This window comes from Dokdonia sp. Asnod1-B02 (assembly GCF_045063955.1).
Taxonomy (GTDB): domain Bacteria; phylum Bacteroidota; class Bacteroidia; order Flavobacteriales; family Flavobacteriaceae; genus Dokdonia.
Genome location: NZ_JBEFNW010000002.1, coordinates 635579 through 650359 on the forward strand (window position 1 = coordinate 635579; position 14781 = coordinate 650359).

General features: G+C 36.6%; 10 protein-coding genes and 1 pseudogene. 9 read left to right on the forward strand and 2 right to left on the reverse strand.

Annotated elements, in window-relative coordinates; genetic code table 11:
- Positions 1-544: 544 nt before the first annotated feature.
- From ACJJVU_RS02975 to ACJJVU_RS03015, 9 genes and pseudogenes are all read left to right on the forward strand, one after another.
- Positions 545-3988: a beta strand repeat-containing protein gene (locus ACJJVU_RS02975; RefSeq protein ID WP_405222141.1), complete on the forward strand. Its 3444-nt coding sequence runs from the start codon at positions 545-547 to the stop codon at positions 3986-3988.
- A gap of 77 nt (positions 3989-4065) precedes the next feature.
- Positions 4066-4719: pseudogene (locus tag ACJJVU_RS02980) on the forward strand (Calx-beta domain-containing protein); the annotation flags it as partial.
- A 57-nt stretch (positions 4720-4776) separates the two neighbouring features.
- Positions 4777-5472 carry a gliding motility-associated C-terminal domain-containing protein gene (locus tag ACJJVU_RS02985; protein WP_405227447.1) on the forward strand — a complete coding sequence of 232 codons (696 nt, stop codon included), beginning with the start codon at positions 4777-4779 and terminating at the stop codon, positions 5470-5472.
- 55 nt (positions 5473-5527) lie between these two features.
- Positions 5528-6475, forward strand: a complete 948-nt coding sequence (locus ACJJVU_RS02990; RefSeq protein ID WP_339846537.1) for a type IX secretion system membrane protein PorP/SprF — start codon at positions 5528-5530, stop codon at positions 6473-6475.
- 35 nt (positions 6476-6510) lie between these two features.
- Positions 6511-8460, forward strand: a complete 1950-nt coding sequence (locus tag ACJJVU_RS02995) for an OmpA family protein (RefSeq protein WP_405222144.1) — start codon at positions 6511-6513, stop codon at positions 8458-8460.
- 454 nt (positions 8461-8914) lie between these two features.
- The gene (locus ACJJVU_RS03000; RefSeq protein ID WP_405222147.1) at positions 8915-9274 is read left to right on the forward strand and encodes a BlaI/MecI/CopY family transcriptional regulator; all 360 of its coding nucleotides are present in this window, start codon (positions 8915-8917) and stop codon (positions 9272-9274) included.
- 2 nt (positions 9275-9276) lie between these two features.
- Positions 9277-10872, forward strand: a complete 1596-nt coding sequence (locus ACJJVU_RS03005; protein ID WP_405222150.1) for a M56 family metallopeptidase — start codon at positions 9277-9279, stop codon at positions 10870-10872.
- A 3-nt stretch (positions 10873-10875) separates the two neighbouring features.
- The gene (locus tag ACJJVU_RS03010; protein WP_405222153.1) at positions 10876-12078 is read left to right on the forward strand and encodes a tetratricopeptide repeat protein; all 1203 of its coding nucleotides are present in this window, start codon (positions 10876-10878) and stop codon (positions 12076-12078) included.
- Between the two features lie 84 nt (positions 12079-12162).
- The gene (locus ACJJVU_RS03015) at positions 12163-12624 is read left to right on the forward strand and encodes a hypothetical protein (protein WP_186439089.1); all 462 of its coding nucleotides are present in this window, start codon (positions 12163-12165) and stop codon (positions 12622-12624) included.
- A gap of 26 nt (positions 12625-12650) precedes the next feature.
- On the opposite strand, the gene ACJJVU_RS03020 is transcribed toward ACJJVU_RS03015, so the two are convergent.
- Together ACJJVU_RS03020 and ACJJVU_RS03025 are read right to left on the reverse strand one after the other, a co-directional pair.
- On the reverse strand, positions 12651-13787 hold the full coding sequence (locus ACJJVU_RS03020) for a glycosyltransferase (protein ID WP_405222156.1): 1137 nt from the start codon (positions 13785-13787) through the stop codon (positions 12651-12653).
- A 3-nt stretch (positions 13788-13790) separates the two neighbouring features.
- Positions 13791-14750, reverse strand: coding sequence for a lysylphosphatidylglycerol synthase domain-containing protein (locus ACJJVU_RS03025; protein ID WP_405222159.1), 960 nt, complete (start codon positions 14748-14750; stop codon positions 13791-13793).
- Positions 14751-14781: the final 31 nt, after the last annotated feature.

Here is a 14781-nt window from a genome sequence, read left to right on the forward strand (position 1 = left end):
AGCCCTTAAAATCGTTATTCTTCTTTTTTTTTAAAAATTTACAATTTTAAGCTAAACTCTTTTTTTGCTTAAACATAATGAAAACGCTTTTTCAATAAAGCGTAATTGTATGTTCATTATTGGATGAAAATCTGTTAATTATCTTCAATATTCACGCTCTTTACCTCGCTGACTGCTAGAATATTAACATATTTTAAGAGGCCATTTTTATATCGTTTTGGGGTGGTTTTTTAGAGCGTGAAGCCGCTTATCCCTTATCTGCACTGATGTTCAGAGAATTAGATAAATTAACTAATCTTATTTTTCCAAAACCTTAGCGCAATTTATTGCGTACATAGGTGGAAATGTGTTGTTGAAAATTTTAATTGTTTATAACGTGTGTATAACATCGAATTATTTGCTTCGTTAATCGAATTTTTGGTGAAGATACGTAGTTCTGAAATCCGTTTTTTAAGTCCATTGTATTTTTGTAATGGTTTTTATAGTTACACCCCATTAATTGCAACTAAAACAGAAAGCTTATGCTTTCAGCTATCTATAGTTTATGATAAAATTTACTCTTAAGCATTTAAATAATGTAATCGTAGTCCTTCTAGTAGCCTTCGGAGGATTATTTCTTAGTGGAGACATCCACGCTCAGTCTGTTGCGAGATCGTGCGATGATGATCCTATTGTTTTAACATCTGCAGATTTCATTGGAGCAAACGCTACTGTAGAATCAGAGGCTGGTTCAGCAACGGTGGTTGAAGTAGGTGATATCTTTCGATTTAATGATGTATCTGCTGGTATTGACTGTTTAGTCTCTGTAGATGCCTTTATTAATGGAGCTTCTATTAATAGTATAGATAACCTAGATGCTACAACGGGTGCTATTGGTGGTTTTGATAGAGCCTTTCAGCCGGTTATTGAGGGAGATCCTGGGGTTAATGGGCAAGAGGTTGTTTTTACATTCAATTTTGTAGTAGCAAATACTAATATTAGTCAGGCAGTATCGGTGTATCTTACGGCATTAGACCTAGATAGTAATGTTGCTGGGGATGTTGAGAGAGTTAAGTTGGAGATTCCTGATGCTTACTATACAAATGGTGCAAATTCTCAAATTAATATTACACAAACACCTACACAAATTATAGGTGAGTCTAATGGGTCTGGAATTGTTAATGGTATTAATGTAGATGATTCTTATTCATTTACAGGATATTATAACTCGTTCTCTTCTATTGAATATACGATAAGTAAAGATGGTTATAATGGAGGTTTAGGTTTTGAAGATAGACAGTTTTCTTTATTATTTGAAGATGTGCCGTACAGTCCTGAAGAGTCTGTACTTCTTACTAATCCTATTATTTGCGGTCAAGTTTTTGTAGACGGTGCTCCCAGAGCAGGCGTTGCTGTTAATCTTACGGGAGATTCAACTCAGACGACTACGACAGATGCAAATGGTCAATATAGTTTTACAGTTTCTGGTAATGGTAATTTTACCATAACAGAGACAGATTTGTCTGGTACTGTGTCACTAAGTGATGTGGATGCGGGTAATGATAATATCATCAATGTTGCGATTACTAACTTCGAATCTTCTCAAGAAAATGATTTCTTTGATTCTATATTGGTAAGTGTTGGTGATGTAACGGTAGTTGAAGGTGATGATGGTTCGACGGTTGTTGCAAATTTCCCTGTGACTTTAGGTGCGCCAGCAGATGTAAATACAACTGTGACTTTTACGGTTTCTAATGGTACAGGTACACTCGGTGATGCAGATTATGTGGCTCCTACAGTCTTAACAGTGGTTATACCAGCTGGACAGACAAGTGGAGTATTTCCTGTTACTATAAATGGAGATGATAAGATTGAAAATAATGAGCAATTTTCGGTTAGTATAGCTAGTGTGTCTAGCGGAACAATCAATCCAGCAGCAAATACTGGAGTGGGGACTATTACTAATGATGATACTCCTGGAGTTGTATCAGTATCAACGGAAGAAGAATTAGAAGGTACTTCATTAGTACATGATGTTGTTGTTACTGAGAGTATTGTTGCTGAAGTATATCCATTTGTTATCTCAAATAACAGTACTGAGGATGAGGATTACACGCTACCAACAAGTGCAGAATTCACTAACGGTGTTGTGTTAAATAATGATGGTACGATTACAGTTCCTGCTGGAGTTACTGATTTTACAGTTACAGTACCAACAACTGACGATGCAATTGATGAAGAAGCTGAAGTTTATGATCTTACTGTTGGCGGAGTAGCTGCTACAGGAACGATTACAGATAATGATGATACAGTTGTAAGTATTGATGATGTGGTTGTTGTTGAAGGTGATGCTGGAGCTGTGAATGCAGATTTCACAGTATCCCTAACAAACCCTGCAGATACTGCAACTACGGTGACTTTTACGGTGACAGATGATAGTGCTGAGAATGCTGGTAACAGTGTTGAGGGAGGTAATGATTATGAGGTGCCTACTACTTTAACAGTAACTATACCTGCTGGTGAAACAGAAGGAACGGTAACGGTTGTTGTAAATGGAGATGAGACTGTTGAGGCAGATGAAGATTTCTTAGTAACCTTAACAGCTACGGACAATGGAACAATCACCACTACTGTTGGTGATAATATAGGAACTGGAACAATAACAAATGATGATGCTACAGTTGTAAGTGTTGGCCCAGTAACGGTAATAGAGGGTAATGACGGAACTACGGTTTTGGCTGAATTCCCTGTAAGCTTAACTTCGCCTGCAGATACCGATACGGTAGTAACATTTACAGTTACAGATGGATCAGGAACACTTGGTGGTGCAGATTATGTAGCACCAACGGAATTAACGGTAACAATCCCTGCTGGACAAACTACTGCGGTATTCCCAGTTACAGTAAATGGAGATGATGTTGTAGAGTCTGATGAAGAATTTACAGTAACGATTGTAAGTACAACAAATGGAAGTATCGATCCTTTAGCGTCAACTGCAAAAGGAACGATTACAAATGATGATACTGCTGGTGTAGTATCGGTATCAACGGAAGAAGAATTAGAAGGTACTTCATTAGTACATGATGTAGTAGTTGTAGAGAGCGCAGATGCTGAAGTATATCCATTTGTTATCTCAAATGATAGTACTGAGGATGAGGATTACACGCTACCAACGGATGCGGAATTCACTAACGGTGTTGTGTTAAATAATGATGGTACGATTACAGTTCCTGCTGGAGTTACTGATTTTGCAGTAACAGTACCAACAACTGACGATGCAATTGATGAAGAAGCTGAAGTTTATGATCTTACTGTTGGCACAGTAGCTGCTACAGGAACGATTACAGATAATGATGATGCTGGTGTAGTGTCGGTATCAACGGAAGAAGAATTAGAAGGTACTTCATTAGTACACGATGTAGTAGTTGTAGAGAGCGCAGATGCTGAAGTATATCCATTTGTTATCTCAAATGACAGTACTGAGGATGAGGATTACACGCTACCAACGGATGCGGAATTCACTAACGGTGTTGTGTTAAATAATGATGGTACGATTACAGTTCCTGCTGGAGTTACTGATTTTGCAGTAACAGTACCAACAACTGACGATGCAATTGATGAAGAAGCTGAAGTTTATGATCTTACTGTTGGCACAGTAGCTGCTACAGGAACGATTACAGATAATGATGATGCTGGTGTAGTGTCGGTATCAACGGAAGAAGAATTAGAAGGTACTTCATTAGTACACGATGTAGTAGTTGTAGAGAGCGCAGATGCTGAAGTATATCCATTTGTTATCTCAAATGACAGTACTGAGGATGAGGATTACACGCTACCAACGGATGCAGAATTCACTAATGGTGTTGTATTAAATAATGATGGTACGATTACAGTTCCTGCTGGAGTTACTGATTTTACAGTAACAGTACCAACAACTGACGATGCAATTGATGAAGAAGCTGAAGTTTATGATCTTACTGTTGGTGGAGTAGCTGCTACAGGACGGTAGACGGAACAGTAACAAGTGGTAACACTGATAATACAGATCCAAGTGGAACAGTAACACTTACAGATAACGATGGTGCACCAACAGTGACTATCGAAGATGTAGTGGTAGATGAAGATGCTGGTACAGTAACAGTTCCTGTAACCTTAAGTAACCCAAGTGATGAGGATACAGTTATCGAGATTGTAACTACGACTGGTACTGCTGGGGAGGATGATTACACAGAAACTATTGTTACAGTAACGATTCCTGCTGGAGAGACTACTGGTGAAGTTGTGATTCCTATTACGGATGATACATTAGATGAAGACGATGAGATCTTCACAGTAGACGGAACAGTAACAAGTGGTAACACTGATAATACAGATCCAAGTGGAACAGTAACCATTACAGATAACGATGCTCCGGTTACAACACCTAATTTAGATCTTGTTAAGGTGGGCGTTTTAAATGACTCAAATGGTAATAACGTAGTTGATGCTGGTGATACTATCACTTATACTTTAACAGTTACAAATAATGGAAACGAAGACCTTACTAATGTTATCGTTGTAGATCCATTAATCATTATCAATGAAGGTCCAGTTGCGGTATTAGCAATAAGTGAGAGTGCTACGTTTACTGGAACATATACAATCACTCAAGGTGATATTGAAGCTGGAGGAGTTGTAAACGTTGCAACTGCAGAAGGAACTGATCAGGCGGGTAATACAATTACAGATCAATCTGATGATCCAACTGATACAACAAACGTAGATGTTGATGGTGATGGAGATTTTGAAGATCCTACAGTGACTATCTTAGATCAGTCTCCAGATATCATGATTACTAAGAATGGAGTTTTCCAAGATTTTAATCAAGATGGGTTTGCAAATGCAGGTGATCAGATACTTTATACCTTTGATGTTATTAATACTGGTAACGTGATATTGAATGATGTTATAGTAACAGATGAGATGGTAGAAGTGATAGGTGACGCAGTAAGTTTACTTCCAGGTGAATCAGTTACCTTTACAGCAGTATATATTATTACTCAACAGGATGTTAATAACGGTGAGGTTGTAAACACTGCACTAGCGATTGGATTAACTAATGACGGTCTAGAAATATCAGATGTATCTGACGATGTAACAGACACGACTGGTGATGATGATCCTACAGTTACTGTACTGAGCCAAAGTTCTGGTCTTATCTTTAACAATGGTATCTCTATGAACGGAGATGGTCGTAACGACTCATTCAGAATACAAGGAATAGAGAACTTCCCAGAAAATAGATTAAGAATCTTTAATAGATGGGGTGTAGAAGTATATAATGCAGAAGGATATGGGTCTGATGGTAAAACTTTCATAGGATTATCAGAAGGTAGAACTACGATATCTCAAGATAAGTTCTTACCTGTAGGAACGTATTACTGGATACTAGAATACGTTAATTCTGTAGGAGAGACTATCAATAACTCTGGGTATCTATACTTAACTAGATAAATAATTTTAAATCGTTGAGTGCATTACGCACTCAACGATTTTATTAGATGTATATATGAAAAATATAATATTAACAGTTGCTTTCTTAGCAATACTAGTACTAAGTACATTTACGCTAACTGCACAACAAGACCCGCAGTATACTCAGTATATGTACAATACAGTTGCTATTAATCCAGCTTATGCTGGAAGTAGAGGTGTTACGAGTATTGTGGGACTTCATAGAAGTCAGTGGGTTGGTCTTGAAGGTGCTCCTAGAACGCAAAGTTTAAGTATTCACTCACCTATAGGCGAAGGTAAAGTAGGGTTAGGATTATCTATAGTAAATGATGCATTAGGACCAGCTCAAGAAACGTACATTGGTGCAGACTTTAGCTATACAATAAATACTTCAAATTCAGGAAAATTAAGTTTTGGATTGAAAGCGGGAGGTCACGTTTTAGATGTAGACTTTTCTAAATTGTCATTGTTTGATGTTACAGACCCTAGATTTTCTCAAAATATAGATAATAAAATTTCTCCTGTAATTGGTGCTGGATTATACTATCATACAGATAGATTTTATGCTGGTTTAAGTGCGCCTAATCTAATTCAAACCGAGCATTTTGATGAAAGTAATAACAGTAATTCCGCTAGCTTTATTGCAGAAGAGCGTATCCACTATTATGGGATAATGGGATATACTTTTGATATTAACGACCAACTTAAATTTAAGCCTAGTACTCTCGTAAAATTAGTTGCAGGTGCGCCACTTCAAGTAGATCTTACAGCAAACTTTCTTGTAATGGAAAAATTACACTTAGGAGCAGCTTACAGATGGAGTGCCGCATTAAGTGGTCTGGTAGGTTTTCAAGTTTCAGATAGTATGCTTATAGGTCTCGCTTACGATCGTGAGAGCACAGACCTTGGAGAGACTGTGTATAATGATGGGAGTTTCGAAGTTTTTCTTCGTTTTGAACTCTTTAATGAGTATGATAGAATGCTTACCCCTAGATTCTTTTAATACGTATACTCTAGCAGTATATCTAATTTGATTACATGATGAAAAATATAATTTGTTTTTGCCTTAGCCTCCTATTCCTAGGAGTTCTTACAGTAAATGCTCAAGAAGGAAAAATTGATAAAGCAGATAAAAAGTTCGATCAATATGCCTTTGTAGATGCTAGAAAGATATATTTGGAAGTAGCAGAGAAAGGATATAAATCTGCCGATCTTTTTCAAAAGATAGCAGATAGTTATTACTTCAATGCAAAGTATGTTGAAGCAGAAGTATGGTACAATAAACTTGTAGGTAACTATGCAGAGGAAATAAAACCAGAATACTATTTCCGTTTTGCACAAACCTTACGTGCACTTAAAAATTATGACCGTGCAGATGCAATGATGGCTAAGTTTAATGAGGTTAATAGTAATGATTTAAGAGCAGAGCTCTTTACAGAAGAACCTAATTACCTTAGTAATATTGATTACAAAAAGAGCAAATATACTATAGAGGATATACGTAGCATAAACTCTAGATACTCAGATTTTGCACCTACAGAATATGAAGGTAAATTGATTTTTGCATCATCACGTGATACTGGTGGTACAACAAAGAAAATACACAAATGGAATAACGAGCCTTTCTTAGATTTATATGAATCAAGAGTAGGTGAAACTTCGGGTTCATATAGTAAGCCAAAAACTTTTAGCAGAGAACTCAATTCAAAATTTCACGAGAGTACCACTACGTTCACAAAAGATGGTAATACTGTTTACTTTACTAGAAATAATTTCAATAAAGGAAATTACCGTAAGTCAAAGAATGGAACGAACAAGCTTAAAATTTATAAGTCTAAAAAAGAAAACGGTAAATGGTCTACACCTGTAGAAATGCCATTTAATAGTGACGAGTATTCTACAGCACACCCTACACTTAATGCAGATGATAGCAAACTATACTTTGCATCAGACATGCCTGGTACCGTAGGACTTTCAGATATATGGGTTGCAACAGTAAATGAAACAGATTCTGTAGGAACACCTATAAACTTAGGACGTCCTATAAATACAGAAGGAAGAGAGACTTTTCCATTCATGAGCTCAAAAGGAGTATTGTACTTTGGATCAGACGGTCATCCTGGATTTGGAGGTCTTGATGTATTTGCAACAACGCCTAGAACAAATAGTAATGAAAAAGAGGTTATTAGCAATATAGGTGAGCCTATTAATAGTTCTTTTGACGATTTTACTTTTATATTGAATGAGAATACGCAAGTAGGTTACTTTGCTTCAAACCGTAAACGTGGTCAGGGAAGTGATGATATTTATAAGTTCTTAAAAGAGGAAATACCATGTGATATTAAACTAGTGGGTGTTGTCACAGATAAAGATAGTGGCAATCCTATTCCAGAAGCAACAGTCCAGCTTATAGATAGTGAAGGTGAGGTAATTGAGGCGGTTCAGGCAACAGCTGCAGGAGCATATGCATTTGAGGCAACATGTGTTACGCAGTATGTTATACGCGCTTCAAAAGAAGAATATAGTACTGCAGAGGCTATAACTACAACTCCAGATGTAACAGGCACACTTACAAACGACTTAGTATTGAGCCTTCTCCAAAAACCAATCAATGTAGGTGATGATCTTGCAAAGGTTTTAGAACTCAATCCTATTTACTTTGATTTCGATCGATTCAATATTCGTCCAGACGCTGCGCTTGAATTAGAAAAAGTAATAGCAGTAATGCGTGAGTATCCCACTATGGTTTTAGATGCAAGATCTCATACAGACAGTAGAGGTAAGGATTCTTATAACCTAAGCTTGTCAGATAAGCGTGCAAAATCAACAGTTGCATATATTATTGAACAAGGCATAAGCTCTTCTAGAATCACCGGACAAGGTTATGGGGAAAAGCAACCAGTAAATACATGTTCTAACGGAGTTAAATGTTCAGAAGAGGAGCATCAACTTAACAGACGTTCAGAATTTATAGTGATAAAGAACTAGTCTTTAGTTTCTTTTCTTAATACAAAGTCCCCTTTTCTTTTGAAGAGGGGGCTTTTTTTATTTGTACGCTTTCGCGAAAGCGTTATATAAACCAACCTAGTACTTCACTAGACGATGTATTTTCATTATATAGAAATCTGTCAAAGAGAAATCTTCACTCAAGAAGGTTTTAAGCCCATTTAATGAAGTTGAAGGTGGTCGAGCTATCAATTGTCGTAATCTATGAGTAATGTCACAACGAGCGTCCTACTAAGCCATAGAGGATTAGCATTCTGCTGCACATAGCTTAAAATTTATTTTTCAATTATCTAATTGCTGATAGTAAGCCGAAAAGCATATTTTTAAAATGTTAAACTAAAACATTAGTTTAAACTAATGTTTTAGTTATATTTGAGTAATTAATAGAAATAAGGATTATAAGTTATTGTGATCTAAAGGAATACAAAGCTCGACTATGAAACAACTTACAAAGGCAGAAGAAGAGGTGATGCAGCTATTATGGGTAGCCAAAAAAGCAAATGTCGCAACTCTTATTGATAAAATGCCAGCGCCAAAACCAGCATACAACACCATCTCAACAATCATAAGGATATTGGAGAACAAAGGTTTTGTAGGCCATGAGAAAGAAGGAAGAGGATACCTCTACTATCCCTTAGTTACAAAAGAGGTGTATAGCAATGATTCTATGCATAAAATGATGGATAGCTATTTTAATGGAAGTTTTAAAAGCATGGTGAGCTTCTTTGTAAAAAAGAATGATGTAGGTGTACAAGACCTAGAAGCCATACTCAAAGAAATTAATAAAAACGACTAGTCATGATAGCATATGTAGTCCAAGTCATCTGTTTTCAAGCAATATTCTTAGCAGTGTATTATCTCCTATTAAGAAAGGAAACCTTCTTTGTATATAATAGAATTTACCTTCTATTGACACCTCTCATAGCGCTTTTATTACCATTTATAAAAATTGCAAGTTTACAAACCGTAGTTCCCGTAGAGGTGATGTCTGTCATGTTACCAGAAGTAGTAATAGGTGAAGCAACTACGAGCCAAACAGAACATACAAACTCCTTTGTCATTCCGTGGTTGAGTATTTACTTCGTAGGTGTGGCAGTAAGTGCATTATTTCTTGTGATAAAAATCAGAAGTTTCATTAACTATTTATCGTTTAAACGACGTGGTGAACACATCATTAACGTCCCTAACAGTACAGAAGCTTTTACCTTTTTTAAGTACATATTTATTGGAGAGGATATAGATACGCTTTCGCGAAAGCAAATTCTTACCCACGAACAGATACACGCAAAACAGGGTCATACTTGGGATCTTATCTTTTTTGAGATCATGAAAATTATCTTTTGGTTCAACCCACTAATATATTTTAATCAAAAGCTGATAAGTACCGTACATGAATACTTAGCCGATCAAAAAGCAACAGCAGCCACGTCAAAAAAAGCATACTACGAAGAGTTATTAAATACTGCCTTTGGCACTAACAACCTCTCTTTTACAAATACATTTTTCAATCAATCATTAATCAAAAATCGAATCATTATGTTACAAAAATCAAAATCAAAAAAGAGTGCATTAATCAAGTATGTCGTTATAGTGCCTCTTGTGCTAGCAATGCTAGTGCAAGTTTCTTGGGCACAAAATTCTGAACAAAAAAGTAGTAATAAAAATTTTACATTAATTGTGTCAAAATTTGAGAACGGTAATGGCTTATATAGTGTTATAGTTACAGATTCTACAAAGCTTTCATCTAATGAAATGAAATTTATTAAGGAACTTCGAGATGATAAATCACTAGAAATTAATGATATCGTAGAACAAGTAAAAAACAAAGGGGGCAACGAACAGGATGGTACTGGCCCCAATATATTGTTGATGATGTCTTTAAAAGAATCAGTAACCAAACTTGCAGAAAGGTATAATATAAAGGCCTACACTTTTGAGGAGTTAAAGGAAATGAGAAAGGGAGATCCTAGCTTTGCAGCTTCAGGAATTTATTCCTCTGAAGAAGTAGAAGTTGTCGAAACTCAAGAGGAACTCGAAATACCATTTGCAGTTATAGATAATGTCCCTACTTACCCTGGTTGTAATGAACTAGAAGGGAATGAAGATAAAAAGACATGTATGTCAGATAAAGTCTCAAAATATGTAAATGCTAATTTCAATACAAGTATTGCAAAACCACTAGGTCTTACAGGAGTTAATAGAGTGTTTGTGTCATTTAGAATTAATAAAAGGGGACAAGTAGATAATGTTAAAGCACGCGCATCACATCCAGATATAGCAGAAGAGGCCAGAAGAGTTATTTACAACCTACCTCAAATGAAACCTGGTAAACACAATGGCGAAGAAGTTGGTGTTCTGTATAGCTTACCTATTACGTTTAAAATAGCGGAGTAACCTATGAGAAAACTAATTATACTTTTAAGTATCATAGCATTTTCAAAAGCCGGAGCACAAGCTCCGGCTTTGGCTATTGCAGATAGTTTATATGCTGTGGGAGATTATACAAAAGCAATTGCTCAGTATGAATCTATAAAAGATCCTTCGGCTAGAACATATTTGCAAATAGCAAGAGCCTATAACGGTAAAGGAGTGAAAACTGACGCGCTTTTGTATTATAAAAAGTCGTTAGAGCTTAATGACAGGCAACCCATAGCTCAAACAGAGTACGGTAGACTATTACTGTCAAAGTCAAAGCATCATCTTGCAGACTCAATTTTTTCTGATTTGGCAATGAGATACCCTACCAATCCTGAGTATTACTATCAATGGGGACGAGCGCTTAAAAAGACCGCGGTAAAGGATACCTTAGTTTTAAATAAAAAAGTAGATGATGAAAAGATAGACACTTCAGAAAAAGCTTTTGCAAAGGCAGTACAGCTAGATTCTACTCACCAAAATGCCATGTATGAACTTGCATTACATCATTTAAGTCATAAAGAATACGATGTCGTAGAAAAGATTTCTGAGAAAGCACTTGAGAGTTACTCAGATAATATTAAGATAGCTAATATTCTAGCTCAAAACTATTACATAAAAGGATGGTGGGTTGAGGCCATAGCGTGGTTTAATAAATTACTAGATTTAGGTATGGATACTGCGTTTGTGAGAAATAAACTAGGGCGTGCCTACTACGAGAAAAGAATGTATCCAGAGGCTATAGAAGCTTATGAAAAAGTACTCGCTTATGATGACGAAGACTGGGGTACACTTATAACCCTTGCTAGGTTATATAACTTTAACAGAGAATACGATAAGGCCGTTGATTATTCGACCAAAGCGCTTAGGTATAAAGATTTGCCGCTTGATGATGTGTACTTTACATTAGGTAGAGCTTACGAGTTTAAGAAAGAGTTCACTAAGGCAATGAAGCACTATCAACTAGCAGTTAAAGAAGATCCTGATAACCTTGATGCCGTATATGCCATTGCCGTAGCAGCCGATAATTATTATGAAGATAAGGAAAAGGTTGTCCAATTGTATGAGAAGTTTGTGGCTCAATCTGAAAAATCAAAATCAAAGCCATATTTGATAAGAATAGCTAAGGAGAGAATTGTAATCCTCAAAAGAGAAATTTTTGAAGCAAAAAAAGCGCAGGACTAACCCTATTTACAGCACTTTTAAACGAGATTTAAAAATCGTACTTTCGAAGTACGTATGAGAGGCTTATTACATCGTGGTTTAGTAATGATTACAGCAATAGCTGTAATGACTTCTTGCGACCGTATAGAAACAAAGAAGATCTCATCTTCGGAGTATCTTTCAGAAAGCTGGAAGGCCATAGATCTTCATAAAGTGGACGGGTATCCTACTTTTGATACATGTAGTTCACAAGCAGAAGGGGAGGCGTTGAGAGTATGTTTTGAAGAGACAGTAACGAGCACGTTTTATGAGTCTTTTGGTAAACACACGATTGTTGTAAATAGAGTACTCAACGATACGATTGTAGTAAACTTTGTGGTGAATGAAAAGGGTAAATACTGTATTGATACCCTTGCCATTACGCCAGAAATTCGCGCAGAAATCCCAAAACTAGAGCAGTGGATTCATGAAGCGGCCAAACAACTTCCTCAAGCTAAAGCAGCCACAAAACAAGGGGTTCCTGTAAAGACAAAATTTAAAATTCCCGTAGTACTCAAGGTGGAGTAAATAACTTTAGATAGTGTTGTCGGCTATTATTTTGTGTAGATCCTATCTTTCCATTGGTAACTACTAGTAATTGATTTTATGGCTATATAAGAACTTAAAAACGGGTAACAAATCATCACGATTGGATACCATTTTAAGTAGGAAAGTTTCTTGTAAAACTGTGCTTCGGTTGAGATGAGAATTCCATCGGCGATTATTTTGAGTAACAGTGCGATGATAATTAGAGATTGGGTTTCCGCTTTCGCGAAAGCGAGATAAATCAAACCTAAGCCACTCATAAGATTAACGCTCACGACCAATAAACCCATAAGTTTTGAGAACCAAAACGTGAAAGCGCTAGACTTAGCTGCCCATCGCGTGCGCTGCGCTATAAATGTACTCCACAACTCTTGTGGCTGTGTGATTACAATGGCATCTTGAGAGCGTAGATAGCTTATCTTATCTTTAAACCTTTCTTGAAATTTTTCTAGTAAAAAATGATCATCGCCACTAGCTATATGATCATTATTAGAAAATCCTTGCACTTTTATAAAGGCATCTTTATCATACGCAAGGTTTGCTCCGTTACATAAAAAAGGAAGACCAAAATAAAAGCTTCCAGCGGTTGCTCCCATTAGACTTAAAAAGTCAAGTTGCTCATATGCAGTTAAGAAAGAAGGACGCGCCGTGGTAGCGATAGCAACCGGCATAATGACCATAAATGATTGCTCTTGTTGTATCGTAGCATCTAGTGTGGCGAGCCATTGTGTTGGGACGTAGCAATCTGCATCTGTAGTAACGATCCAGTTATGTTGAGCCTTGTTAATGGCGGTTTGCAGCGCATCTTTTTTTGGTGAGGCTGTAGTACGCACGTTGTTTATAATGCTCACATTAGAAATAGGATTATTCTTGAGGCATTGATCTATAACCTCAAGGGAGTTGTCTGTAGACTCATCATTTACAAGAATAAGTTCCCAATTATGAGATGGGTAATCTATGGCGGCTAGTGAGGTTAATAATCGTGGGAGGTTCTTAGTTTCATTTCTAAAAGGTACAATTACCGTAAATCCGTTTTCATGCACTGTAGTACGATTATTAAAAGTACCAGCATACGTTGTTTTAATGGTGAAGCCAAGTATGATAATACCGTAAAAAATAAAAACGAAAAGCAGTATCCAGATCATTTATTATAAGGCTACGCTTGAGCGCTTTTTATTTTTAAATAGGTAGATAGCTCCTGGCAGAAGCGGCAACACGACATTGCACAACCACATGATGAGCACGGTGCTTAACACAATTTCTTCCGGTACAAAATACCAGCCAAAAACAAGTACAGCAACTCCGCCGCGCACCAAAACATCAAGTAGTTGCATCACGGGTATTACAGAACTTAAAATATACATTGCAGCGATACACGACATGGCAAATACGTAGGGGATATCTGCTCCCAACATCAGTAGAATAATATAAAATTGATGTGCAAATATCGCATAACGTATAAAGGAATATAAGCGAGTCTTGCGTTTGATATCTTTAGGTATAGCCTTCCAGAAGCTTTTGATTTTATACCATGCATTTCCTTTTAATGACCAATTAAAACGCTTGAGAACTTTTGGTAATATTTGATAAAGTACCAGTGTCATAAAAATACTTAGACCCCAGAAAAAGATTGCAGTGCCACTTGTAAATAACGCTAGTATACCTAAGCCTACAAAACCTACAACAAGCGTTACCAGCAGCTGGTACATGTTTCCTATAAAATTTAAGAAGAGGGTTTTTTTGCGTTGCTCTTTTGGGTAATACAGCGCTTTGGCTCCATAATCACCCGCTTTTGCTGGAGTTACAAAACCAGCAAGATGAGCAGTAAGGGTTTGTTGTACGCTTTCGCGAAAGCTTAACTGGCTAAAGTAACCTACTAAAACTTGCCATTTTTTAAACTCAAAAAACCAATTGGCAACCGTAAATAATAGTACTATTATAATATAGAAATATAACAATGACGTGTTTATTTCAGAAAGTTGAAACTGGAGATTAATTAGTGCGCTTCGGTTGAGTTTGCTATAAATAAAATATCCAGCGAGTACTACAATGAGAATCTTAAGAGTCGCCCAGAGTAATTGCGTAGCTTTGTGAGATAATCTAGGCATTCATTTCTTTGTTAAGGATGAGCACAAAGTA